Consider the following 23,996-nt stretch of genomic DNA (forward strand, 5'->3'; position numbering starts at 1 on the left):
CAAAGATAATGAAACATGCAATCTATCAAATGAAAATTATTCCAGGTGATCCAGAGGGAAATCGAAGAAAAATTAAGCAATGGGCAGAAGAGACCGTGCGAACGGAAAAACCAGACATCATTGTCCTACCGGAAATGTGGACTACATCTTATACCTTAGATGAGCTAGAAACATTATCAGACCATGATGGGGAGCCGAGCCTTTCCTTTTTAAAAGATGTAGCAAAAGCAAATGATGTACATATCATTGGCGGTTCGATTCCGAATATGAAAAACGGAGACATCTATAATACTAGCTTTGTTGTGAATAAAGCAGGAAAACTTGTCTATCAATACGATAAAATCCATCTTGTGCCGATGCTGAATGAGCCAGCATACTTAACAGGGGGAACAGAGAAGGTTCAATTATTTGAGCTTGATGGAGTGAAAATGGGGCTGATTATCTGCTATGATCTCCGCTTCCCGGAATTAGCAAGGAGTCTTGCGCTTAAAGGAGCAGAAGTTCTCTATATTGTAGCAGAGTGGCCAAAAGCCAGAGGAGAGCATTGGAAGGCACTTCAGATTGCTCGAGCGATTGAAAATCAGTTTTATGTTGTTTCATGTAATTGTGTAGGTACACATGATGGTGTGGAATTCTCAGGTAACTCGATGGTAGTCGATCCTTGGGGTAATACATTAAAACTCGGTAGTGAACAGAAAGAAGAGACGATTGTAGAATCAATTGCCTTAGAAAATGTAAATAGCTTTCGTAGCGATGTACCTATTTTCACAAGTAGAGTTCCGGAAATGTACGAACTCTAGACATCGAGAAAACATCACAAAAAAGCTACGCCATTCAAGCTGAAATGTCGTAGCTTTTCATAATAGGTAAGCATTTGAATCACCTTATTGCATAAATGAATGAAGTATCCTCTGCAAAAGGAATACTTCATCTTTTGCAACCGATAAAGATGCGGTTTATTATTTCTTCACATTTGGTGGTTCTTTCATTGCTCCTGTAATAATATCCTCTGTTACGTGAACCTGACACGTTTTTCCTTTGCTATTCACAAATTTAAAAACGCCATTATTAAAGTCTGTTCCAATTTCTTTGTAGAAGATACCTTCGTATAAATTATATTTAGACCTGGCAAAACTCAATCTGTACGTTTCATTTTCATCTTTTTGCAAGAATGCGCGCACTCCTTTTTCATAGGTAGTGTCTTCGATGCTTTTAAGCGTACGATCAATGGAAACAATATGAATATCAATAAAGGTCATTTCTCGAAGTAATGCGTTTATGATGGAACCTTTTGTGATTTCTTCCCAGCGATTTTGCGGGCTTTGCCCAATAATGATTTGTGTAATATTTTGATTGTGTGCGACCTCTGCAATAACTTTCACGAATGGACGTCTTTCATCATCGCGAATCATGAATTCTTCTACGTCTAACTCATCGCAAAGTTCCTTCCATCGTTCTACGTAACCTGATTTATCGGCATCAAATTCGTCATATGGCAATGCATCCACAGTCAAAACATATAATGGGCAATCCATAATCTGAGCCAACTTATGGCCCCGCTTAATTAACCTTTCTCCATTAGGACCATAATAAACACAAACTAAAATGCTTTCGTCCATCCGACCTCTTATTTTTTTCATAACGGTACCTTCACCTCTTGACCTATTCATTTAACGAATAATCCCGTTCTGACTATACCAAGATAAGTCTTAGCAGATCCTGGATTTCTAAGGGCTAGACCCGGATTACCGTTGAAATTATTTTAAGTGGAAAAACTCACTAATTATCGTGTATTTATTTTTGAAACTGTATCATTCTAACATGGAATAATCAATTCGTGAAGCCCTAAAAATATAAAAATTGTATGAATCACTTATAGCATACGTGATTTGGATTATTAATTCCAGAGTTAACTGGTAATTTGTTCACTCTATAAACTTTAAAAAGTGCGTAGCATATTATTTTCCTGTATAATAAACAGAGGAAATCACAGTTCCCTTTTAAATCCCGTTTATATTATTACTACAATTTTCTGTAGTATTCTACGCATTATATATTTTTTTAGTTTATTCACTCTTATCATTCCACTGAAATTTAAGCGAGTTTGCGAAAATTCAATTCACGATTGCTTTCATCCATCTAAGGATAGGAGCTCTTATCATTGTATTTAAATATTCTGTATTAATTTAATTGAAGATGTAGAATATAACGTATGTTATTTGTAAACTCCAGTTCACTATGCCCAAAACTTTTCACGCATTAACGTGATAAAAAAGCAAAACGTGGAGGTAGGGGATAAACACCCCGTAAATCCCTAATTCATCGGCGGAAAGGGAATCGCCAATGAATGAAATTTCACTTTTTTAAGGAGTGGGGACCGGAACAATTTTGAATGGAGGTTATCATTTGTTGACGTTGAACATCGCAATAATTATTCCTTTTATTGCAGCTGCACTAATTCCTTTAATTTACAAAAAAATCCCCAAATTCCATATTGGTTGGTTTGCTATTATCGTATCAGTGGTCTTATTTATTTATCTTGCCCGTTACATTCCTTCCATTGCCAATGGAAACGTAATTGAGAATACTGTTCATTGGATTCCTGCATATGGTATTAACTTTACTGCGTATTTAGATGGGCTTAGCTTGATTCTAGCTCTGTTAATTACAGGTGTAGGGTCACTTGTGATATTGTATTCCATCTTCTATTTATCGTCCAAAGAGTCTCTTGGACATTTCTATACGTATCTTATGCTTTTCATGGGAGCGATGCTTGGGGTTGTGCTTTCCGATAATATGATGGTTTTATATGTTTTCTGGGAACTGACCAGTATTTCTTCTTTCTTACTCATTGCATTCTGGTATCAACGCAAGCGGTCGAGGGATGGTGCGAGAAAATCCTTGCTCATTACCGTCGCGGGTGGATTTGCGATGCTTGTAGGATTTATTATGATTTATTCAATGACAGGCACATGGAGTATTCGTGAGGTGATTGGGCTTGTAAGTGAGTTTTCCAACCACGCTTTGTTTATTCCAGCAATGATTTTGATATTATTAGGAGCATTTACAAAGTCGGCACAGTTTCCATTCCATATTTGGCTTCCAGATGCAATGGAAGCTCCAACGCCAGTCAGTGCTTATTTGCACTCAGCGACAATGGTTAAGGCGGGGATTTATTTAGTTGCACGCTTTACTCCGATATTTGGTGGAGAGGTGAGCTGGTTCTGGCTTGTAACAGGTGTCGGTATCTTCACACTGTTTTGGGGTTCCTTTAATGCGGTTCGCCAAACAGATCTTAAGGCACTGCTTGCATATTCAACAATTAGTCAGCTTGGTATGATTATGAGTATGTTTGGGATGGGTTCTGCAGCGCTGCATTTTGGCTATACTGTGGAATCGACTTTCTATACACAAGCAACTTTCGCAGCGCTGTTTCACTTAGTGAATCACTCAACATTTAAAGGGGCGCTATTCATGGTCGTAGGGATTGTCGACCATGAAGTGGGAACACGTGATATCCGTAGGCTTGGTGGGTTAATCACCTTAATGCCGATTACATTTACTTTTGCTACAATTGGAAGTTTCTCGATGGCTGGGTTACCGCTTTTCAATGGCTTCCTAAGTAAAGAAATGTTTTTTACTGCTGCTTTAAATATAAGTGAAGCTGGGTTTTTCTCACTAGATACATGGGGTGTTTTAATACCGATAATTGCGTGGGTAGCGAGTATCTTTACTTTTGTCTATTCGATGATTATCGTTTTTCAAACATTCCTTGGGCCGTACCAGGAAGAGAAGCTGGAACATCCTGCACATGAACCTCCAATTGGTATGCTGGTTGCGCCTGGGATCTTGGCACTGCTTGTAGTTGGGCTATTCTTTGTTCCAAATCTGCTTGGAGATTATTTGCTGCGCCCAGCGATGGCTAGCATCTTCCCGACGCTTTCTGGTGAAGAATTAGGTGTGCCTATATACGCATGGCATGGCTGGGAGAGTCCAGAGTTATGGATGACAGTTGGGGTAGTTATCATCGGAGCATTGCTTTATATCTACCGCAAGTATTGGACTGGTGTATATCGCCTGTTTCCGGAAAAATGGTCGTTTAACGTGTTCTATAGCTTTATCCTTGATTGGATGGAGGAACGATCGACAGCTATTACAAACAACTACATGACTGGATATCTTCGTGATTATCTAGTATATATTTACCTTTTCTTTATTGTCGCAATTGGGGGAACAATCCTTTACACTGGCGCGTATAGCTTTGATATTTCTGGTAATGCGCCGATTACGACATTTGAAGCGATTATCGCTCTCGTCATGATGATAGCTGCTATTTCGATTTTATTTGCTAAATCGAGACTGACTGCGATTTTGATCAATAGTATTCTTGGTTTTGGGGTAGCTGCTTTCTTCGTCCTTTTCCGGGCTCCGGATCTGGCATTAACGCAGCTTATCGTGGAGACTGTAACGACGGTGCTTTTCCTTGTTGCTTATTATTTCCTGCCTGAATGGCAAAAAGAGGATGTGCCGCGCAGGTCAAGAAATGTAAATATCGTGATTTCGATTTTAGTTGGTGTTGTCTTTACCGTTATCGCGCTTGCGGTACAAAATGGAAGATTATTTGAAACAATCTCAGGTTATTTTGAAAACTCCTATGAATTAGCAGGCGGGAAAAACATTGTAAATGCAATTCTTGGTGATTTCCGTGCGTTTGATACAATGCTTGAAGTTGTTGTTCTCCTCATAGCTGGGATTGGTGTATACACATTCATCAAATTAAAAGCCAAAAAGGAGGATGAACACTTTGAAGATCAATAATGTCATTTTACGAACAGTGGCTAAAATTGTTGTTTTCATTATCCTTACATTGGCAACGTACCTGTTTTTAGCAGGTCATAATAGTCCTGGTGGGGGATTTATCGGCGGACTTGTCCTCGCCTCGGCGCTCGTATTGCTTTTTATTGTGTACGATATCGAAACGGTTCAGAAAGCAATTCCTGTTGACTTTAAGAAGGTTGCAGCTTTTGGTGCCTTTCTTTCCGTAGGAACTGGGTTTGGTGCTTTGATTTTTGACGTGCCATTTTTATCACAGTCTTTTGCCTATTTTAATCTCCCTTTCTTTGGGGAAACAGAACTTACAACTGTAACTATTTTTGAGGCTGGGGTAGCACTTGTCGTAGTAGGGGTAGTTGTAACGATTATTCTAAGTATTAGTGAGGATGTGTAATCTATGGAGACATTAATAACCATCCTAACAGGTGTGTTAGTATCAGTTGCTACCTATTTGATTTTATCTAGAAGTTTAATACGGGTTGTTTTGGGTACTGCTGTTCTTTCCCATGCAGCTCATTTATTGATTATGACAATGGGTGGTTTAAAAACCGGAGGTGTGCCAATCCTAGGAGGAGAAGATGGTGAAGCCTATGTTGACGCGCTCCCACAGGCGCTTATTCTAACGTCTATTGTTATTAGCTTTGCAGTAACTGCAATGTCACTTGTTTTAGCTTACCGTACTTACCAGGCGACAGGGACAGATAAATTGAATGAAATGCGAGGGATAAAACATGAATAATTTGCTTGTCATGCCAATGGCTATCCCTGTCCTGGCGGGTATTCTTTTGATCTTCCTCAGGCCTTATGTAAAGGCGCAGCGGTGGATTAGTTTCTTTGTCATGATTGCGAATATCGGGATATCTATTTATTTGTTAAATTGGATTCAGACAGATGGCGTACAGCGACTTGATTTTGGAGGCTGGCAGCCACCGTTTGGAATCTTGTTTGTTGCTGATTCGTTTTCCGTTATCTTAGTATTAACCACAAGTATCGTCACAGCCATCTGCTTACTATATGCTTTTTCGTCAGTGGAAAAGTCTTATGAAAATATGTTTTTCTATTCGTTTGTAAACTTTTTAGTTGCGGGTGTGAACGGTTCATTCTTAACAGGCGATTTGTTTAACTTATATGTCTGCTTCGAGGTTATGCTTTTAGCTTCATATGTGCTGATTGCCCTTGGAGGTAGAAAGGTACAATTGAGAGAATCGATGAAATACCTTGTGATTAATATTCTATCTTCCTGGTTCTTCTTAATTGCGATTGCTTATTTATACGGTACGCTTGGAACGCTCAATATGGCGCATTTGTCCGAAAGAATTGCTGAGAGTGGGCAAACGCCTCTCTTAACCGTAATCAGTATTGTCTTTTTAACGGTATTTGCTTTGAAATCAGGGCTCTTGCTTTATTTCTGGCTACCTGGATCATATAGTGTGCCGGCGACTGCTGTTTCGGCATTGTTCGGAGCATTGCTTACAAAAGTAGGTATTTATGTCATGATTCGGACGTTTACCTTATTGTTTTATCATGAACAACAAATTACCCATTTGTTAATTGGTATCTTGGCAGGATTAACCTTGATTGGTGGTAGTATTGGAGCGATAGCGTATAAAGATATTCGGCAAATTGTTGCATATAACGTTATCATTGCGGTTGGTTTTATTCTGGTCGGACTTGCAGTAGCGACTCCAGAGGCGTTAGAAGGATCGATTTATTATTTAATGCATGACATGATTGTTAAAGCATTATTGTTCTTGCTTGCAGGAACGATGATTATTGTAACTGGTGAAACGCGAATTGATTATATGAGTGGTCTAATTCGCAATTATCCACTATTCGGCTGGATTTTCTTTATTGTTATGCTTTCTCTTGCTGGAGTTCCTCCGTTAAGTGGATTTATCGGAAAAGTGCTAGTAGGACAAGGTGCGGTTAATAGTGGATCGTATTTTTTGCTTGCTTTAGCGTTTATATCCAGTATTTTTGTTCTCTATTCCTTGCTGCGCGTCTTCTTAAACTGCTTTTGGGGAGAGACGATTATTAGTGAGGAAGATGAAATTCCAATGAAAAAAGGCTGGCTTATCCCATGTGTTCTGCTGACTGCGGGAACCGTTATTTTAGGATTGGCCGCTGAACCACTTGCAATTTATGTGCAAGATGCAGCGAATACATTGATGAATCCCCAAATTTATATTGATGCGGTTTTAAATGATTAACCAATTACTAAGAAGTCGTTCATACTACAAGAGGAGGTGGATTTAGAATGCCCGCCCAATTTTTATTAAACGTGTTTATCGCAGTGCTTTGGACATTAATTAGTGATGAAACAGAATTGAAATTTACAACGTTAGTGACAGGGTATTTGGTTGGGATTGTTATCGTTTTTCTGATGCACCGTTTCTTTGGACAACGCTTCTACCTCACTCGGTTTTTTGCATTGATTAAGCTAATCCTAATTTTTAATCGTGAATTATTCCATTCAACAATACTTGTTATTAGACATATTCTAAGTCCAAAAATTAAAATTAAGCCCGGGGTATTCAAATACGAAACAGTCTTAAAAGGGGAATGGGAAGTAACTGCTCTCGCCCTACTATTGACATTAACACCAGGGTCGGTCGTAATGGAAGTGAACCCGGAAGGAGATACTTTTTATATTCATGGAATGGATGTGGAAGAATCGAAAGATATGCTGATTACATCCTTAGGTAAATTTGAGAAAGCGATTATGGAGGTGACGAGGTAATGATAGAAGTGATGCTTATCACGGCTTTATCACTTTACGGAATCGCAATTGCGATAAGTGCTTATCGAATCGTCATCGGTCCAAGTCTGCCAGATCGTGTTGTTGCTCTGGATATGATTGGAGTAATGCTCGTATCCAGTATCGCGGTTATATCCGTATTGCTAGGGACCACGGCTTTTTTAGAGGTAATTCTTATTTTAGCGATTTTAGCGTTTATTAGTACGATTGCCTTCTCCAAATATATCGAGAGGGGTGTTATCATTGAACGTAAACGAGATAAGTGAATTTATTGCTGCTGTATTAATGCTGGCGGGATCCATAATGGCTGTCATAAGTGCTGTTGGAATTATTCGTTTTCCTGACGTTTATACACGTTCACATGCTGGGACGAAAAGTTCAACGTTAGCTGTGCTATTAACATTACTTGGTGCATTTCTATACTTTGCGATAGCTGAAGCGTTTGTAAGTGTCAGGCTTTTATTGGGGATTCTTTTTGTATTCCTGACAGCCCCGGTAGCGGGTCACTTAATCATTAGAGCTGCTTACCGAGCGCATGTTGAAATGGCAGACATTACGATAGAAGATGAGTTGAAGGAAGTTATTTCGCAAAAAGAAGAAGAGAAGGATCAGTCCCATTTGCGTTAACTGTTCGAGACCTTTATGCATAAATCATTTAAAATAAGGCGTCTGATGCACGTGTGTGTGCTTCGGGTGCCTTTTCTTTGTTTTATTAGAAAATAGGCTATAAAGTGGCTTAAAACACGTTCTAGGATAATCTAGAGGTTTATTTGGTTAGTGCCTTTGATTCAGCACCTTGAAAAAACATTTGTGAATCACTATTTGGTAAAAAAAGAATAGTGATTATAGTATACTAGTCCATAAGAAGAGAAACAGATTGGAGAATGATTTGTATGGGTGAACGTTTCAAAATTCAACGTCCAAAGCTATCGGGAACATTACAGGAAAAGGTATTTCAGTATGATGAAGAAATATATTATAACCGGTGTATCATTAAAGATTGTCACATTGATGGAGAAGGGATTGAAAGCATTCGATGTGACGAAGTTATTTTTAAAAATGTTACCTTTGATGCGCTGTCTTTTCGTAAAGCAGATTTACTAGACTGTGTTTTTGAACATTGTGATTTAGCGAACGCTGACTTCAGTGAAGGAAGTATTCATCGAGTAGAATTCAAGGATTCTAAGCTAATAGGGAGTAACTTTGCTGACGCTTCGTTGGAAAATGTATTGTTTGTCTCTTGTCTAACAAAACTGAGTACATTTGGTTTTGCGAATTTGAAACAGGTAGCGTTTCAAAGCAGTTCGTTAAACAGTGCTGATTTTTATGAATGCAATTTTCAGCGTGTGGCATTTACGGAATGTAATTTGGATGAAGTAAACTTTGCGAATACATCGTTAAAGGGAGTTGATCTAAGTACATGCACCTTTGAAGGGCTTCAAGTGACATGGGATAGCTTGCCTGGATGTATTGTTACAGAAGAACAAGCATTAGCCTTTGCGCGTGTGATTGGACTAGAAATAAAGGTATAACATTAAGGAAAAGAAGGGTGGACACAACCTTCATGAATCAAGTGAGAAATCGATGTGCAGTTATTGCGAAGCATCGATTATTTCGAAATAGCATTATCGGATTAATTATTTTGAATGCGATATTAGTTGGTCTTGAGACATATCCATACTTTATAGTAAACTATGCAACAATCTTATACATAGCTGATCAAGTATTGCTTTGGGTTTTTACGGTAGAAATTCTCATTCGATTAACTGGGAGTAATTCCATTCGATCATTTTTTCGAGAGCCATGGAATCTATTTGATTTTGTCATTATTCTAGGGGGACATGTATTAATTGGGGCACATTATGTTACGGTATTAAGGATTTTACGCGTATTGCGTGTTTTAAGAGCCATATCGGTTATTCCATCCCTTCGAAAGATGGTAAATGCGCTGCTCCTTACGATCCCATCAATGGGGACGATCTTGTTATTGCTTGGTATTTTCTTTTATATTTATGCTGTTATTGGCACAATGCTATTTCAAACGACTGCTCCAGAATATTTTGGAACACTGCATGACACGTTGCTAACGCTTTTTCAACTGTTAACACTTGATTCCTGGTCAAGTGGTGTCATGCGACCGCTATTAACAGCAGAGCCGTTTGCATGGGTATACTTTTTTTCCTTTGTTATCATTGGTGCGTTTGTAATCATTAACCTCTTCGTTGGAGTGGTTGTTAATAACGTTGAGGAGGCAAACCGGGAGGAGACACCTTCACCGACTGATGAAAAGCTAGCCGAGATGCAAAAGGAGCTGCAGGATATTAAAAAGCTACTGGAAAAGAAGTCTGGGTAAGTGGTTGTGGTCTTACAATGTAAAGCAAGCCTGATCCTTTAAAAAGGATGCAGGCTTGTTGTTTATTTATCCATTAGCTCAGCGACAATTTCATAAGAGCGCAGGCGATCTTCTAGATGGTAAATCTGTGAGCTGATAATCATTTCATCAGCTCCAGTTGCTTCTTGGAAAGCAATTAATCCTTTCTTTACTGTGTCGGGACTACCGACAATTGTTGTACGAGGATCGAGTGATTCTTCTACCGCTGCTTTTTCCATTGGTGACCAAATTTCATCGATATTATCAATTGGCGGCTGCAGTTTCTTTTGCTCACCACGTCTCAGGTTTAGAAACTGCATACGATGCGAACTAGCTAGATACTGAGCCTTTTCATCTGTTTCAGCTGCAATGACATTTACACCAACCATTGCATACGGCCTTTGCATCACATCCGAAGGTTGGAAACGATCACGATACAGCTGTAAAGCTGGGATGGTATATGCTGGTGCAAAATGACTGGCAAAAGAGAAGGGCAATCCCTTTTGGGCAGCAAGTCGTGCACTAAAATCACTGGAACCAAGCAACCAAATTGGAATCGAGAGCCCTTGTCCAGGAACCGCTCGAACACGTGATACTGGTTCTTCTGAAAAATAATCCTGCAGCTCGTTCACTTGCATTGGGAAGTCCTCTGGTCCCATATTCAAGGTCCGGCGCAATGCGTAGGCTGTTGCTTGATCGCTTCCGGGTGCACGACCTAGTCCAAGATCGATTCGCCCGGGGAATAAAGATTCTAGCGTGCCGAATTGCTCCGCGATGACGAGGGTTGCATGGTTCGGAAGCATGACACCACCTGCACCTACGCGAATATGCTTTGTATTTCCAGCGATATGGCCGATGAGCACGGACGTTGCTGAGCTAGCAATGCCAGGCATATTATGGTGCTCTGCTAGCCAGAAGCGGTTAAATCCCCACTTTTCCACATGCTGAGCAAGTTTGACACTCTCTTTAAAGGACGCAGTAGCATCACTTCCTTCTGTTATTGGTGCTAAATCAAGTACAGACAAAGGAATATTATTAAACGTATTTGTAGGATGCGCAGTCAAAATTTTCCCTCCTAGATATATGGTTATTAGTAAGAAATGATAAGTGTTTTTAGGAGGATAGTCCAATAATTAGCTTGTTATGGATAATTTATCGAATGCGGTTTAAAAACAAAAAGAACAAAACAGATGTTGGGAATCGTAAAATATCTGTTTTGTTCTTAAATCAATCCTGCGGTTCATCTTGTATTAGCAGTTGCATGCTATGTACACCATTGTTGATTCGTCATTCACTTTTGTTCATTAGCTGCTTCCATTCGCTATCCAACACTTTTGTAAGCTTTCGATAATTGGAAGAAACGGTTGTAGCAGTTGTCTCATACTCCTTGGCGAGCCGACTTTGGGTAGCGGGCTCTTCCTGAAACTTATCCTGTACAAAGTAGTCGAGTGCCGCGGCGTAGGAACCGAGTTTTTTAAATGTTGGATTCTCCTTGGAGCAGTAAATGTTCCAGAGCTTAACACCAATTGAGATAATTTGTTCATCCATTCCTTTTTCCTGCATCTGCTTTTCGAATAGTTCTGCAACCTTTTCCTGTGCTGGATTTGGCCACTCAAATTTAGGGTCTTCATATACTAGGATATCAGCTAAAAGGGCTGGGAAGTTTTCTGCTAGACCGCCTTCCATACGAGCGTAAGATTTGGTCATTGCTATAATTTTCTCCCTGTCTTTATCAAATAATTCCACCATTGTAAACAGGAAGTTGTGATAACCGACATATGGAACGGTAACGCCAATAGCTAGATTTCCTGCTTTAAAGTCATCCTCTTCCGTAAACGGAATGATATAGTTTTCATCTGTTAAGACATCACGCAAATGAGCCTGCTGTGCTTCTTTATCAATGGTAAGAATGTCGAATATACTTGGAACCGTGTTTGCCCAGGCTGCGAATGTATTTTTTGTATTTGTGTATCTCATTTTTGATTCCTGTTTTTGATAAAATGTTGCAAAAATCGTTTGGTCATTCTTCAAAAATGGAAGATTCGGTATCGCCCAAAACGTTAGACCTGCCATGTAAATCTTGGATAGTTCCTCATTTTCTCCAATGAATGGCTGAGGATATCGTAGAGTTAGCTCCTCTAGTTCTGATTCGTATTGTTGCATGGCGAAGGAAATTAGTTTTATATGGAAATTCTCTAATTCCGAATTGTAAACTTCAGGACTTATTGTAGTAACATTTGAAGATCCGCAGCATTTTTTGTATTTTTTGCCACTGCCACATGTACATGGATCATTTCTTTTTGGCTTGTTCAAAGTAACAACCCCTTCTTATAGTAATCTCTTTTAGGTACGCACACTTATTATAATTTAATTCCATCGAAAGACGAATCAATGGTATTTAATAAAAAGCGAAAGCAGATAGAAAAGCTTAAAACTTTTCTATCTGCAAGAATGAAGAATAACCTATTCATCTTGATGCAATTTATATTTTCTTCTTGCTTTGAATTCGGTGTATAGTATTGCTTTTGATGCAGAATCAACAAACAGATACATTCTGGAACGCTAACAAGGCTATTATACCATCATTTGCTGTTGATGACGTTAACGTATTAAAAGATAAAATTTTCTAACGTTAATATAGGTGTGTTTCGAGCGCGAGAAAAAGGAATATATTCCTAATTAATCTCATTAGAAAATATGATTCATAACAAAATGGCATTAATTATCTAAGAAAATGTAAAAAAAGTGATTGAATTCCAAAACCCTTGGTACGCATAGGTTTTTACCAAAAAAAAATTACAAAAAACCAAAATGTAATCGTTTACATTAACAAAAAATGTAATCTGAATTTTATGTTAACAGATTTTTTGTGATATAATATCGAACACAGATGAAGAACCTGTTTATAGTGCCAGTTTCTTTATGATGTATGACAAATAAGAGGGAGGAGAGCTGTTGTGATGACAAGGAATGGATTCCCAAAACAACAGGGCCTATATCGACCTGATTTCGAGCATGAGGCATGTGGTATAGGCATGATTGCGAATATTAATGGCAAGAAAACCCACAATATTGTCCAAAACGCGATTAATATTCTATGCAATTTAGAGCATCGTGGAGGACAGTCTGCAGATACAAGTACTGGAGATGGCGCAGGAATAATGACACAAATACCTGACCGTTTTTTTCAAAAGCAGTGCGCGAAGGAAAACATCGACCTTCCTCGTGAAGGAGATTATGGGGTAGGGATGGTATTTTTACCCCGTGACCGGCAACTTCGTATGATATGCAGAAAGATAATTGAACGTATTGTGCAAGAAGAAGGGCAAACCTTTTTAGGGTGGCGTCCTGTTCCTACAAATGAATCCTTCATCGGTATTGTCGCGGCGAAAAGTATGCCCACAGTCCGTCAATTTTTCATCCAAAAGTCGGATGCTATAAAAGATCAAATGGCCTTCGAACGTAAACTGTATGTTATCCGGAAATATATCGAGAAAGTCGTTGCAGAAGAACCGAAATACGAAGATGTTTATGTTTGCAGTTTATCGACACGTACGATTGTGTATAAAGGAATGCTTATTCCAGAACAATTGGATGCCTTTTATATTGACTTGAATCATCCGGAGTTTAAATCTGCTTTAGCACTCGTGCATTCACGCTTTAGTACAAACACTTTTCCAAGCTGGAAAAGGTCTCACCCGAATCGATACACCATACACAATGGAGAATTTAATACGTTACGCGGAAATGTAAATTGGATGCAGGCTCGTGAAAAGCTTTGTCAGTCTGAATATTTCACCGAAGAAGAGCTAGAGAAAATCTTGCCGGTACTCGATGTTGATGGCAGTGATTCATCCATTTTTGACAATACTTTTGAGTTTCTGCATCTATCAGGAAGATCACTCGCACACAGCGCCATGATGATGGTACCAGAACCATGGTCGAATGATGCGATGATTCGCGAAGAAAAGCGTGATTTCTATGAATACCATAGTACCTTAATGGAACCCTGGGATGGGCCAGCAGCACTTGTATTCACAGATGGCAATCAAATCGGAGCATGTCTCGATCGTAATGGGCTCCGACCTGCAAGGTACTATGTAACAAAGGACGGCATGATTGTCCTTGGTTCTGAAGTAGGGGCATTGGATATCTTTGCAGACGATATTTTGTACAAAGATCGATTGACACCTGGGAAAATGCTGCTCGTTGACTTGGAAAAGGGTGTCATTATTCCTGATGAAACGATTAAAATGCAAATCGCATCCGAACAGCCATATAAGAGCTGGTTAGAAAACAAAATCAAACTGGAGGATTTGCCAGATGGGCATCAGAAAGCTCCGCTGTATCATGGGGAGGAAATACTCAAGCAGCAATTGGCGTTTGGCTATACACGTGAAGAACTAACTAAAATAATGAAGCCTCTCGTATCAGAAGGAAAAGATCCGATTGGTTCTATGGGGTATGACTCTCCGTTAGCTGTCTTATCTAGAAAACCACAGCTTCTGTATAACTATTTTAAACAGCTCTTTGCACAAGTTACGAACCCACCACTGGATGCGATTCGGGAAAAAATTATCACGATGGCAGAAACAACGATTGGAGCGGAAGGGAATCTCGTACAGCCAACAGCAGAAAATTGCCGGCATATTCGATTGAACACACCTATTTTACGAAATGAGGAGCTTGAGAAGATACGACAGCAGCAGTTGAAGGCATTTCGGACCATAACATTGTCCTGTCTTTTTGATGCAGCAGAAGGCCAAGGTAATATGGAATCAGCCCTAGAAGCGTTATTTGACAAAGCGGATGCGGCTATCGATGCAGGAGTTACAATACTCATCCTCTCTGATCGGGGAGTTTCAAAAGATAAAGCAGCGATTCCTGCATTACTAGCTGTATCCGGTTTGCATCATCATTTAATTCGTAAAGGAGTTCGTACACAAGTAAGCCTGCTTGTAGAGTCTGGTGAACCCCGAGAAGTGCACCATTTTGCTGCGCTAATCGGATATGGGGCGGAAGGGATTAATCCGTATCTAGCATTGAACACCTTTACTGAATTAATCGAAAAAGGTGAGTTGGAAGCTGTTACGGAAAAACAAGCACATAAAAGATATGTATCATCCGTTACAGACGGGATAATTAAAATCTTATCGAAAATGGGTATTTCAACAATTCAAAGCTATCGGGGTGCACAAATATTTGAAGCGGTCGGTATTCGTGATGATGTAATTGACAGGTTTTTTACAGGAACTGCTTCTCGACTTGGCGGGATTGGCCTAGAGATAATTGAAAAAGAAACGCTAATAAGACATGATATTGCTTTTCAAACGAACCGTGGGGGAAATAACAACCTGCCAGCGGGAGATGAATTCCAGTACCGTGAGAATGGTGAAGACCACCAATATAATCCGAGGACGATACAAACATTGCAGCATGCTGTCCGCAGCAATAACTATGAGCTATTTAAAACATATTCAAGCATGCTCACGGATGATTCGAATAATCTGCAATCCCTTCGTGGTTTGGTACGTTTTAAAAAACGTACACCTGTACCAATCGAAGAAGTGGAACCAATTGAAGCGATTGTGAAGCGTTTTAAAACAGGGGCGATGTCCTTTGGTTCAATTAGTAAAGAGTCGCATGAAGCCTTAGCAATCGCAATGAACCGGCTTGGAGGCAGAAGTAATACCGGAGAAGGTGGAGAAGATTCGAATCGTTTTCTGCCTGATGAGAATGGAGATTTAAGGAGAAGTGCAATAAAACAAGTTGCCTCCGGACGTTTTGGGGTAACGAGCAATTATTTAGTCAATGCCGATGAGATTCAAATTAAAGTTGCTCAAGGGGCAAAGCCAGGTGAAGGTGGTCAGCTGCCTGGAGAGAAGGTATACCCTTGGGTAGCAGAGGTTCGTGGTTCCACTCCGGGTGTTGAACTAATCTCACCTCCGCCACACCATGATATTTATTCGATTGAAGACCTTGCTGAGCTGATTTTCAATTTGAAAAATGCTAATCCAAATGCTCGTATTAGTGTAAAACTCGTTGCAGCAGTTGGTGTCGGAACAATTGCAGCAGGTGTTGCAAAAGGCCGTGCGGATCATGTTGTGATCAGTGGTTATGATGGTGGGACTGGCGCCGCGCCGCGCACAAGCTTAAAGCATACCGGACTGCCGTGGGAAATTGGTCTAGCTGAAACACATCAAACGCTGCTTTTAAATGGATTGCGTGACCGGATTACAGTGGAGACAGACGGGAAAATGATGACGGGCAGGGATGTAGTCGTTGCTTCCTTATTAGGCGCAGAAGAATATGGATTTTCAACAGCACCACTCGTTGCATTAGGCTGTGTCATGATGCGAGTCTGTCATTTAGATACATGTCCGGTAGGAATTGCAACGCAAAATCCGGAATTAAGAAAGAAATTTAATGGTGACCCAGAACATGTTGTAAACTTTATGCGATTCATTGCTGAAGAAACAAGAGAATTAATGGCAGAGCTTGGTTTTCGAACTATAAATGAAATGGTTGGAAGATCGGATGTGCTCGAGACAAACAAACTAGATCATTGGAAAGCAAAGGACTTAGACTTATCGGCATTACTTTATCGTCCAGAGCTGCCATTTGAAATTGACCATTATGCAACCAAAAGTCAGGATCATGGTATTGAGAAGACGTTGGATTATCAAGAGCTTATTCCGATTTGCGAAACAGCAATTGAGGAAGGGAACCCAATTGAATTTACCGTTGCTATTCGTAATATCAATCGGGTTACGGGAACACTCCTCGGTAGTGAAATAACAAAACGGTACGGTGAAATGGGCTTGCCCGAGGATACAATTAAATTGAATTTCAATGGGTCCGCTGGTCAAAGCTTTGGTGCATTTATCCCGAAAGGAATGACGCTTAACCTTATTGGTGATGCGAATGATTTTGTTGGTAAAGGTTTATCTGGAGGTAAGATAGTTGTCAAAACAGCTCCGTCTGTAACCTTCCGACCAGAGAAAAATACGATAATTGGAAATGTTGCATTTTACGGCGCATCAAGCGGAGAAGCTTATATCCGTGGAATTGCCGGAGAGCGTTTTGCGGTAAGGAACAGCGGTGCAACGATAGTGGTAGAAGGTATTGGTGATCATGGCTGTGAATATATGACAGGTGGAAAAGTTATTATCCTTGGTGGAACCGGAAGAAACTTTGCGGCAGGAATGTCTGGTGGCGTCGCTTATGTCTTTGATGAAGATAATGCATTCCGTGATCGGATGAATCCTGCCATGGTAAATGTCGGCAGGGTTGACGATCCTGAGGAATTGGATGCTATTTATCAACAAATCGAAAAGCATATTAGCTACACAGACAGCGCTCACGCTACAAGAATACTTGCTTATTGGGAAAATTACTCGAAGCAATTTGTCAGAATCATTCCGAAAGCTTATGTGAAAATGAGGGAACGAATTAACTACTTGTTGGATAGTGGCTTAGATAAATTTGAAGCAGAAATGACAGCTTTTAAGGAAAGCAAAGGTAACGTTGCAGAAAAGAAGAATCGTAAACTAGAAATCATCTAGATGAAAATGTTTATAAAGTGTGTGTTCAAAAAGGAGGGGGCATTAAATGGGGAAAGTAACCGGATTTATGGAATATGAACGGGAAACTCGTTCGGTAAGAAATCCCAGAGAGCGAATACAGGACTGGGATGATTATACAATACCGATGACGGACAAAGTGGTACAGCAACAGGGGGCGCGTTGCATGGATTGTGGTGTGCCTACCTGCCATTCTGGGATGGAAATTAACGGGGTAACATCAGGTTGTCCAGTTTACCATCTTATCCCAGAATGGAATCAGCTTGTTTACGAAGGGAAATGGAAAGAAGCGCTTGACCGTGAGCATCAGATGAATAATTTTCCCGAATTTACAGGGATTGCATGTCCGGCACCATGTGAGGGGGCGTGTGTCCTTGGAATTAATGAACCTGCTGTGGCAATTCGAAGCGTGGAACGTTCTATCATTGAAAAGGGATTTGCTGAGGGGTGGGTCGTTCCTAAACCTCCCAAAACCCGGACGGGAAAACGTGTTGCCGTTATTGGCTCTGGACCAGCAGGGCTTGCAGCTGCAGATCAATTAAATAAAGCAGGACATTCCGTAACCGTATTTGAGCGTGATAAGCGTGTTGGCGGGCTCCTAACCTATGGAATTCCAGAAATGAAGCTTGCATATGAGATTGTAATGAGACGTGTGGTAATTTTGGAGCAAGAGGGCATCGAATTTATTACGAATACAGAAGTAGGAAAAGATGTAACAATTGATGATTTAAGTGCTGATTTTGATGCAACCATCTTGTGCGGCGGTGCTACTCTGCATCGTGATATGCCAGTTGAAGGCAGTGATTTAAAGGGGATTTACCCTGCAATGGACTTTTTACATGCCAATGTGGAAAGCTTGCTTGATTCCAATCTAGAAAATGGTAATTATATTTCTGCGGCGGATAAGGATGTTATTGTGATTGGTGGGGGAGATACAGGAACCGATTGCTTAGCAACCTCTGTCAGACATAATTGCAGGAGCCTTACACAGTTTGATATTTACGAAAAGAAAAATTTGCTGCGTGAGGAAGAGACCAATCCATGGCCGCAATACCCAAAAATTCACCGTGTCGAGTATGGACATACAGAAGCAGAAGCGTTTCAAGGTGAGGACCCAAGGGCATATGCTGTGCAAACAACGAGATTTGTTGGTGATGAAAATGGTCACGTAAAAGAAGTGCACACGATAAACGTAAAAACACGCTACGAACGCGGTAAAAAGATTCGCGAGGCAATTCCGGGGACCGAAAAAGTATGGCCAGCAGACCTTGTATTAATTGCCATCGGATTCAAAGGACCTGATCAAGATTTAATTAAGCAGCTAAAGATAGAAACAACAAAAAGCACGACTGTAAAAGCGACCTACGGCAAGTTTACAACGAATGTGGAAGGTATATTTGCAGCCGGTGACATGCGACGTGGTCAGAGTCTTATTGTATGGGCAATTAATGAAGGAAGAGCAGCCGCAAGAGAATGCGACCGATACCTAATGGGTGAAACGATACTGCCATAATTGGCATTAAAAGACATGCTGTACTTATGCAGCATGTCTTTTAATGCTTATAGCATTGTGCTGTGAATTGGTACGAAACGTGTGCTTAAATCGTTTTCGAGCTGAGATGTTGCGCATTGGAACCTTTAAATCGATATGTTCCGCTGCGGGGAGCTACGCCTGTAGTTCGCAGTCCTTTTATTCTCCTTTTGCACACGCGCCTATGGAGCAATAACAAGAGGTGCCTTCAACAAAAACCATTTGCTACGAAAGGAGAGATAGAGTAATATGTACTATAGTAGTAGCAATGAAGCGAAATGAGGGTATACAATGAGTAAAACATCCATTTATGGACTAACATATAAGCAACTTACGGAATGGCTTGTTGAGCGTGGCGAGAAACGTTTCCGCGCTGATCAAGTTTGGAATTGGTTGTATAAAAAGCGCGTTTCAAACTTCAGTGAGATGCGAAATGTAAACAAAGACACCATTGAATTGCTGGAAGAGAACTTTGTCCTGCATACACTTGGTGAGGAAATCAGACAAGAATCGAAGGACGGTACCATCAAATTTTTGTTTAAACTAGCTGATGGTAATTTAATCGAAACGGTTCTCATGCGTTTCCCATATGGTTTATCTGTTTGTGTAACGACGCAAGTAGGCTGTAATATCGGTTGTACATTCTGTGCAAGTGGACTGCTTCCAAAAAGTCGTGACTTAACGAGTGGAGAAATCGTGGAACAAATTATGAACGTGCAAAAGCATTTGGACACGAAAGGTGAAGGGGATCGTGTGAGTCATATCGTTGTAATGGGAATCGGTGAGCCACTCGATAACTATAAGAACTTGATGGACTTCCTGTATGTTGTTAATGATGATGCTGGTCTGAACATTGGAGCAAGACATATTACGGTATCAACTAGTGGGCTTGCTCACAAAATGTATGAGTTTGCAGATACAGACATCCAAGTAAACCTTGCCTTATCTTTACATGCACCAAACAACGAGCTTCGTTCCCGAATAATGAAAATCAATAAGGCATTCCCGATTGAAAAGCTTATGAAGGCTGTTGACTATTATTTAGAAAAGAAAAATCGAAGAATCACGTACGAATATATCATGCTTAAAGACATCAATGACCATAAAGAAGAAGCAATTCAGCTTGCTAATCTAATTAAAGACCATCGACACCTAGCATATGTAAATCTGATACCGTACAATACGGTTGACGAGCATAGTGAATACCAGCGAAGTGAGTCTAGTTCAATCCAGCAATTTTTTGAAACACTGAAAGCAAGAGGGATCCATTGTGGTGTCCGTTGGGAAAATGGTGCCGACATTGATGCAGCTTGTGGACAATTAAGAAGTAAACAAATAAAAAAATCAAAAGCAATGTAAATAATATAAAATAAACAGCGCCAGTTTAGCTTGGCGCTGTTTATATTTTATAACCTTTCATAGCTTCAGTAGTTCGTTCAGCAGAAACTCCTTTATCCTCCATCACCGTGACTTGGTTTCTTCCTAGTCTTTTGGATTCGAGCAGCAGATCATCAGCATGAATGTATGCTTGCTTTATATTTAGCTCGTCATTTGTTTTGAAATAATACATACCAAATGAAGCTGTATAATAGATTGTTGTATCCTCACCTTTGTATTCAGCATGTACTGGATTTGTCTCCACTTCATGATTTATCTGCTTTAAAAGTGCAACACAAGAAGGGAAATCTCGATTTTTCAGGATAATCGTAAATTCCTCACCACCGCTTCGGAACAAATAATCTGCTTCATCAAGATTGTTTTTTAATGTTTTTGCGAAGTGTTGGATAACAGAATCTCCGACAGCGTGATTAAAGGTATCATTAATATTTTTAAACGTATCAATATCTGAGACAATAAGTGCAATATTTTCATCTGTTTTGTTCAATTCATTCATAATCTTATTCATGTAGCTACGGTTATGTGTTTTTGTCAAGAAGTCAGTATAAGCCATCTGTTCAAAGCGATCTCGCTCAATTTTATGCTGTATGCTTTGATTTTTAATTGCAGCCGATCGGCTAACAAGATAGTTGAGGACAAACAAAGCAATGACTGCTTCCCAATGTTGCTCTGCAAGGAAAATAAACAATAATCCATTGGATAAAGCCATTTTTAGCGTATCAAAAATACTTCTTCCTTTGATAAAATTAATCGCATTCTGTCTTGTTCCTATATTCCCTGTTAACTTAAATACAGACAGCAATAAAAGGGAGGATAAAAAATCCGTGAATGCTACAATTGCAATAAATAACCCCCAAAAGCCGAATGGTATTCCCCCAACAAATGGATAAAGTTCGTAGAATAAGTAATACCCAATCGTATGAAGGAGGGCGGGTCCTCCGATGTTATAGAAGGTATGTAAGAATTCATCTTCATCCGCTGTCCCTGTTCGCTTTCGGTAAAAATAAATATAAAAGCGATTCATAATTTCAAATAGAAACAATCCTAAGGGTCCGGTTATTAAAACAAAGGAGAAACTGTAGGAAATACTGTAATCAACATTGACATTTCCTGTTCGAATAACGGTTTTTAAATGGGAATACAGTGTGGTGAAAAGTAGATATACGAGAAATATTTTGGTATATCGTGATAAATCTATGCTGATTGGACCAGATATAATAGAAACAGCTAACGAAATCATAAATATAGTAATGATATAACCTTTAAGTCTGTTCATTAGTAGTACTACCCTCCAACGAAAGAAACATAGATGTTTACAACTGATAAAATAGTAATAGGTATATAATCCTACTAAAACTATCATACCATAAGCTAGCAAAATATTGTGAAAAAACTTAGGTTTTTTAGTTATTTTTTCCAATAGTTGTAATGTTAATTATTCACTTCAGAATCAAACAATACATTAAAGGGAAATTTACATTGTAAAAACAAGTTTAGGGGGGAGGGAAGGGGTCTAAATTTAAATTCCAAAATATCATAGTAATACCTAAATATGTAAAATCACCTCTTGATTACAAAAGTGTAAACATGTATACTTTAAAAGTAAACTTGTTTACAATTAAGTATACATGTTTGCAAACACGTTTACACGTTGATGTATTAACGAATGCAAAATGTAAACAAGTATACAAAAAAGTATGCATAAATAGTCTTGTTGTTTATAGTGTGAAAAAAGAGTATTCTATAACTGTATGGAAATAAGAGAGGGGTTTTACAAAAATGGTGAAATCAAGAATTGCAGCAGTGGATGTTGGAAACGATGCACTGAAAGGGAACTTTGGTAAATTAGAAAATGAATTATACATTCCGAATGTGATTGCACCTGATCTAGAAGATCGTCCTGTAATTGGGATTGAAGAATTAGATGAGAAAGAGGTATTGGATAATATCCATATCCGTGTACACTCCCCTGCTTTAGATGAAAATAATATTGTATATCGTGTAGGGAACCTTGCAACGAAAACGAACAATTCTCAAGAGCTCGATCCAGGCAGCAGCAAATCGGAAGAAGATCAAACGTTGATCATGCTTTTTGCTGCATTGGCATTAGATGCAGTGTCTACAAATGACTTTAAAGAAAAAAATGATGTAATTGATGCTACGTATACATTAGGGACAGGCCTTCCGTTAAGAGAAGTAAAAGAGGGGAAAGATGTCGGCTACCGTTCCCAATTATTAGGCTCTGTACACCAAGTAGAATTTCTAGTTACACCGAAGCACCAAGGCAAAAAAGTAAACATTAAATTTGAGGAAGTAAAAGTCTATCCAGAAGGATTTGCGGCATATGTCAATTTAATTATGGACAATGACTTAAAAGTTATTAACAAGGAACTAATTGATAAGCAAATTTTAATTCAGGATATTGGTGGCTTATCAACAGATATTGCTGTCATCCGAAATCGAAATGTGGATGATGATAAGGCACAAGGATTTAATCTCGGTGTATCTGAATCACTAGAAGCAATTCGTGAAGAAATCAGATCACGGCATGGGGTGGAATTGGACAGCCGTCGCGATGTGGTTGATATTATAACTCGAAAGAATGATCGCCACCACATCATGGTTAGAGGTAGCAGAACGAATGTCCATGATATTACCGATCACATCCTGCTTGATTTGGCGAAAAAAGAATATCGCTTCTTAAGAAATGTCTGGGCGAAAAATTCACAATCTGAAATTTGCTATTTTGTAGGTGGCGGTTCTGCCGTATTGAAAGATTACATTAAAGCATTAAATAATAAACTAGATGGCTATAATATCGAATTCTTTGAGGATGAGAATGAAAGCATCTGGATGATGGCAAATGCGTATTATAAGTTAATCACCGATTTTAGTCGTAAAGCAGAAAAAGATACAAAGGAAGAAAAAACGACCGAAAAGGCAAAATAAATAGGGTGAGATCATGTCGAAAAATAGTATAGAGCGTGGACAATCGATCACATTTCGAGTTCCCTCTGATACACCTGATTATCTATTAAAACAATTACAGCATTTGAAAGAAAAAGAGCGCAGAAACTTTTCCAGTACGATTGCGGGTTTTGTGCTTGAGGGGGTAGGTGAAACCTTTAAAAGGGAAAGGGAAACAATCACGATTCCCCTGCCGAAGCAACTAACAAAAGAGCAGAGAAGTTGGCTCAAGCACGAGCATTCAGAGGCGCTCATCGGCAGTTTGCTTCATCAATTATTAAGTGATCCACTCCGTGCAACGACATTGTTAGCTGGACTGAATCATAATGCTGCAAACTTAGATGAAGCATCATTCGTTCAAGAGGCCCCTCCTGAAAAGCCAAAGCGAAGCATTGAAGCGGAAATCGATTTGGATGACCTGAATCTCGACGGTCTGGATATACATGAAGAAGTAATTCCGGAAGAGAAAGAGGATGAAGACCCATTAGGTGATTTCTTTGCGAGTATGAACAAATAATGGAAAAAAACAGTAATTATGATATCGGATAGGATGAA

Annotated in this window: 19 protein-coding genes; 15 read left to right on the forward strand and 4 right to left on the reverse strand. The window is 39.5% G+C overall.

The window, feature by feature from the left end; genetic code table 11:
• Positions 1-8: 8 nt before the first annotated feature.
• Positions 9-800 (forward strand): carbon-nitrogen family hydrolase, encoded by a 792-nt coding sequence (locus NYE61_RS15880; protein ID WP_303448438.1) that lies wholly within the window; start codon positions 9-11, stop codon positions 798-800.
• A 159-nt stretch (positions 801-959) separates the two neighbouring features.
• Here NYE61_RS15880 and NYE61_RS15885 read toward each other — a convergent pair whose 3' ends face one another.
• On the reverse strand, positions 960-1,640 hold the full coding sequence (locus tag NYE61_RS15885; RefSeq protein WP_095314120.1) for a histidine kinase: 681 nt from the start codon (positions 1,638-1,640) through the stop codon (positions 960-962).
• Positions 1,641-2,406: 766 nt separating this feature from the next.
• Between NYE61_RS15885 and NYE61_RS15890 the strand changes: the two genes are divergently transcribed.
• The 9 genes from NYE61_RS15890 (at position 2,407) to NYE61_RS15930 (ending at position 9,944) form a co-directional block, all read left to right on the forward strand.
• Positions 2,407-4,818, forward strand: coding sequence for a Na+/H+ antiporter subunit A (locus tag NYE61_RS15890; protein ID WP_303448436.1), 2,412 nt, complete (start codon positions 2,407-2,409; stop codon positions 4,816-4,818).
• Positions 4,805-5,227 (forward strand): Na(+)/H(+) antiporter subunit B, encoded by a 423-nt coding sequence (locus NYE61_RS15895; protein ID WP_095314124.1) that lies wholly within the window; start codon positions 4,805-4,807, stop codon positions 5,225-5,227. The genes NYE61_RS15890 and NYE61_RS15895 overlap by 14 nt, the downstream gene beginning before the upstream one ends.
• A gap of 3 nt (positions 5,228-5,230) precedes the next feature.
• Positions 5,231-5,572, forward strand: coding sequence for a Na(+)/H(+) antiporter subunit C (locus NYE61_RS15900; RefSeq protein WP_095314126.1), 342 nt, complete (start codon positions 5,231-5,233; stop codon positions 5,570-5,572).
• On the forward strand, positions 5,565-7,043 hold the full coding sequence (locus NYE61_RS15905) for a Na+/H+ antiporter subunit D (protein WP_303448432.1): 1,479 nt from the start codon (positions 5,565-5,567) through the stop codon (positions 7,041-7,043). The genes NYE61_RS15900 and NYE61_RS15905 overlap by 8 nt, the downstream gene beginning before the upstream one ends.
• Positions 7,044-7,090: 47 nt before the next feature.
• A complete protein-coding gene (locus NYE61_RS15910; RefSeq protein WP_303448429.1) occupies positions 7,091-7,573 on the forward strand; it encodes a Na+/H+ antiporter subunit E in 483 nt (160 codons plus the stop codon).
• Positions 7,573-7,857 carry a Na(+)/H(+) antiporter subunit F1 gene (locus NYE61_RS15915; protein ID WP_095314131.1) on the forward strand — a complete coding sequence of 95 codons (285 nt, stop codon included), beginning with the start codon at positions 7,573-7,575 and terminating at the stop codon, positions 7,855-7,857. Before NYE61_RS15910 ends, NYE61_RS15915 begins: the two co-directional genes overlap by 1 nt.
• The gene (locus NYE61_RS15920; protein WP_095314133.1) at positions 7,835-8,218 is read left to right on the forward strand and encodes a Na+/H+ antiporter subunit G; all 384 of its coding nucleotides are present in this window, start codon (positions 7,835-7,837) and stop codon (positions 8,216-8,218) included. Before NYE61_RS15915 ends, NYE61_RS15920 begins: the two co-directional genes overlap by 23 nt.
• 266 nt (positions 8,219-8,484) lie before the next feature.
• Positions 8,485-9,123 carry a pentapeptide repeat-containing protein gene (locus tag NYE61_RS15925; protein ID WP_303448426.1) on the forward strand — a complete coding sequence of 213 codons (639 nt, stop codon included), beginning with the start codon at positions 8,485-8,487 and terminating at the stop codon, positions 9,121-9,123.
• A gap of 32 nt (positions 9,124-9,155) precedes the next feature.
• Positions 9,156-9,944 (forward strand): ion transporter, encoded by a 789-nt coding sequence (locus NYE61_RS15930; protein WP_303448425.1) that lies wholly within the window; start codon positions 9,156-9,158, stop codon positions 9,942-9,944.
• A 62-nt stretch (positions 9,945-10,006) separates the two neighbouring features.
• On the opposite strand, the gene NYE61_RS15935 is transcribed toward NYE61_RS15930, so the two are convergent.
• Complete coding sequence (locus tag NYE61_RS15935) at positions 10,007-11,029, reverse strand: LLM class flavin-dependent oxidoreductase (RefSeq protein ID WP_095314150.1); 1,023 nt, start codon at positions 11,027-11,029, stop codon at positions 10,007-10,009.
• Positions 11,030-11,249: 220 nt separating this feature from the next.
• Positions 11,250-12,275 carry an SEC-C metal-binding domain-containing protein gene (locus tag NYE61_RS15940; RefSeq protein ID WP_095314139.1) on the reverse strand — a complete coding sequence of 342 codons (1,026 nt, stop codon included), beginning with the start codon at positions 12,273-12,275 and terminating at the stop codon, positions 11,250-11,252.
• Between the two features lie 647 nt (positions 12,276-12,922).
• On the opposite strand from NYE61_RS15940, the gene gltB reads away from it, so the two are divergent.
• The 3 genes from gltB to rlmN all read left to right on the forward strand — a co-directional run bounded on the left by gltB (position 12,923) and on the right by rlmN (position 20,435).
• Positions 12,923-17,527 carry a glutamate synthase large subunit gene (gltB, locus tag NYE61_RS15945; RefSeq protein WP_303448449.1) on the forward strand — a complete coding sequence of 1,535 codons (4,605 nt, stop codon included), beginning with the start codon at positions 12,923-12,925 and terminating at the stop codon, positions 17,525-17,527.
• A 46-nt stretch (positions 17,528-17,573) separates the two neighbouring features.
• Positions 17,574-19,058, forward strand: coding sequence for a glutamate synthase subunit beta (locus NYE61_RS15950; protein WP_303448422.1), 1,485 nt, complete (start codon positions 17,574-17,576; stop codon positions 19,056-19,058).
• 309 nt (positions 19,059-19,367) lie between these two features.
• Entirely contained in the window at positions 19,368-20,435 is a 1,068-nt protein-coding gene (gene rlmN / locus NYE61_RS15955) for a 23S rRNA (adenine(2503)-C(2))-methyltransferase RlmN (protein WP_095314144.1), read from the forward strand.
• 40 nt (positions 20,436-20,475) lie between these two features.
• Here the strand turns inward: rlmN and NYE61_RS15960 are convergent, their stop codons facing one another.
• Positions 20,476-21,750, reverse strand: coding sequence for a GGDEF domain-containing protein (locus NYE61_RS15960; RefSeq protein ID WP_303448417.1), 1,275 nt, complete (start codon positions 21,748-21,750; stop codon positions 20,476-20,478).
• Positions 21,751-22,253: 503 nt separating this feature from the next.
• Between NYE61_RS15960 and NYE61_RS15965 the strand changes: the two genes are divergently transcribed.
• Both NYE61_RS15965 and NYE61_RS15970 read left to right on the forward strand, forming a co-directional pair.
• On the forward strand, positions 22,254-23,423 hold the full coding sequence (locus NYE61_RS15965; protein WP_095307643.1) for a ParM/StbA family protein: 1,170 nt from the start codon (positions 22,254-22,256) through the stop codon (positions 23,421-23,423).
• 13 nt (positions 23,424-23,436) lie between these two features.
• Positions 23,437-23,958 (forward strand): hypothetical protein, encoded by a 522-nt coding sequence (locus tag NYE61_RS15970; protein WP_095307644.1) that lies wholly within the window; start codon positions 23,437-23,439, stop codon positions 23,956-23,958.
• Positions 23,959-23,996: the final 38 nt, after the last annotated feature.

This window comes from Oceanobacillus sp. FSL W7-1304, assembly GCF_037969805.1.
Lineage (GTDB): Bacteria > Bacillota > Bacilli > Bacillales > Amphibacillaceae > Oceanobacillus > Oceanobacillus profundus.

Bases quoted from the DNA above. Each gene is read 5' to 3' on its own strand.
- NYE61_RS15880 (WP_303448438.1), top strand. From the start codon at position 9: ATGAAACATGCAATCTATCAAATGAAAATTATTCCAGGTGATCCAGAG.
- NYE61_RS15885 (WP_095314120.1), bottom strand. From the start codon at position 1,640: ATGAAAAAAATAAGAGGTCGGATGGACGAAAGCATTTTAGTTTGTGTT.
- NYE61_RS15900 (WP_095314126.1), top strand. From the start codon at position 5,231: ATGGAGACATTAATAACCATCCTAACAGGTGTGTTAGTATCAGTTGCT.
- NYE61_RS15905 (WP_303448432.1), top strand. From the start codon at position 5,565: ATGAATAATTTGCTTGTCATGCCAATGGCTATCCCTGTCCTGGCGGGT.
- NYE61_RS15910 (WP_303448429.1), top strand. From the start codon at position 7,091: ATGCCCGCCCAATTTTTATTAAACGTGTTTATCGCAGTGCTTTGGACA.
- NYE61_RS15915 (WP_095314131.1), top strand. From the start codon at position 7,573: ATGATAGAAGTGATGCTTATCACGGCTTTATCACTTTACGGAATCGCA.
- NYE61_RS15925 (WP_303448426.1), top strand. From the start codon at position 8,485: ATGGGTGAACGTTTCAAAATTCAACGTCCAAAGCTATCGGGAACATTA.
- NYE61_RS15930 (WP_303448425.1), top strand. From the start codon at position 9,156: ATGAATCAAGTGAGAAATCGATGTGCAGTTATTGCGAAGCATCGATTA.
- gltB (WP_303448449.1), top strand. From the start codon at position 12,923: ATGACAAGGAATGGATTCCCAAAACAACAGGGCCTATATCGACCTGAT.
- NYE61_RS15950 (WP_303448422.1), top strand. From the start codon at position 17,574: ATGGGGAAAGTAACCGGATTTATGGAATATGAACGGGAAACTCGTTCG.
- rlmN (WP_095314144.1), top strand. From the start codon at position 19,368: ATGAGTAAAACATCCATTTATGGACTAACATATAAGCAACTTACGGAA.
- NYE61_RS15960 (WP_303448417.1), bottom strand. From the start codon at position 21,750: ATGAACAGACTTAAAGGTTATATCATTACTATATTTATGATTTCGTTA.
- NYE61_RS15965 (WP_095307643.1), top strand. From the start codon at position 22,254: ATGGTGAAATCAAGAATTGCAGCAGTGGATGTTGGAAACGATGCACTG.
- NYE61_RS15970 (WP_095307644.1), top strand. From the start codon at position 23,437: ATGTCGAAAAATAGTATAGAGCGTGGACAATCGATCACATTTCGAGTT.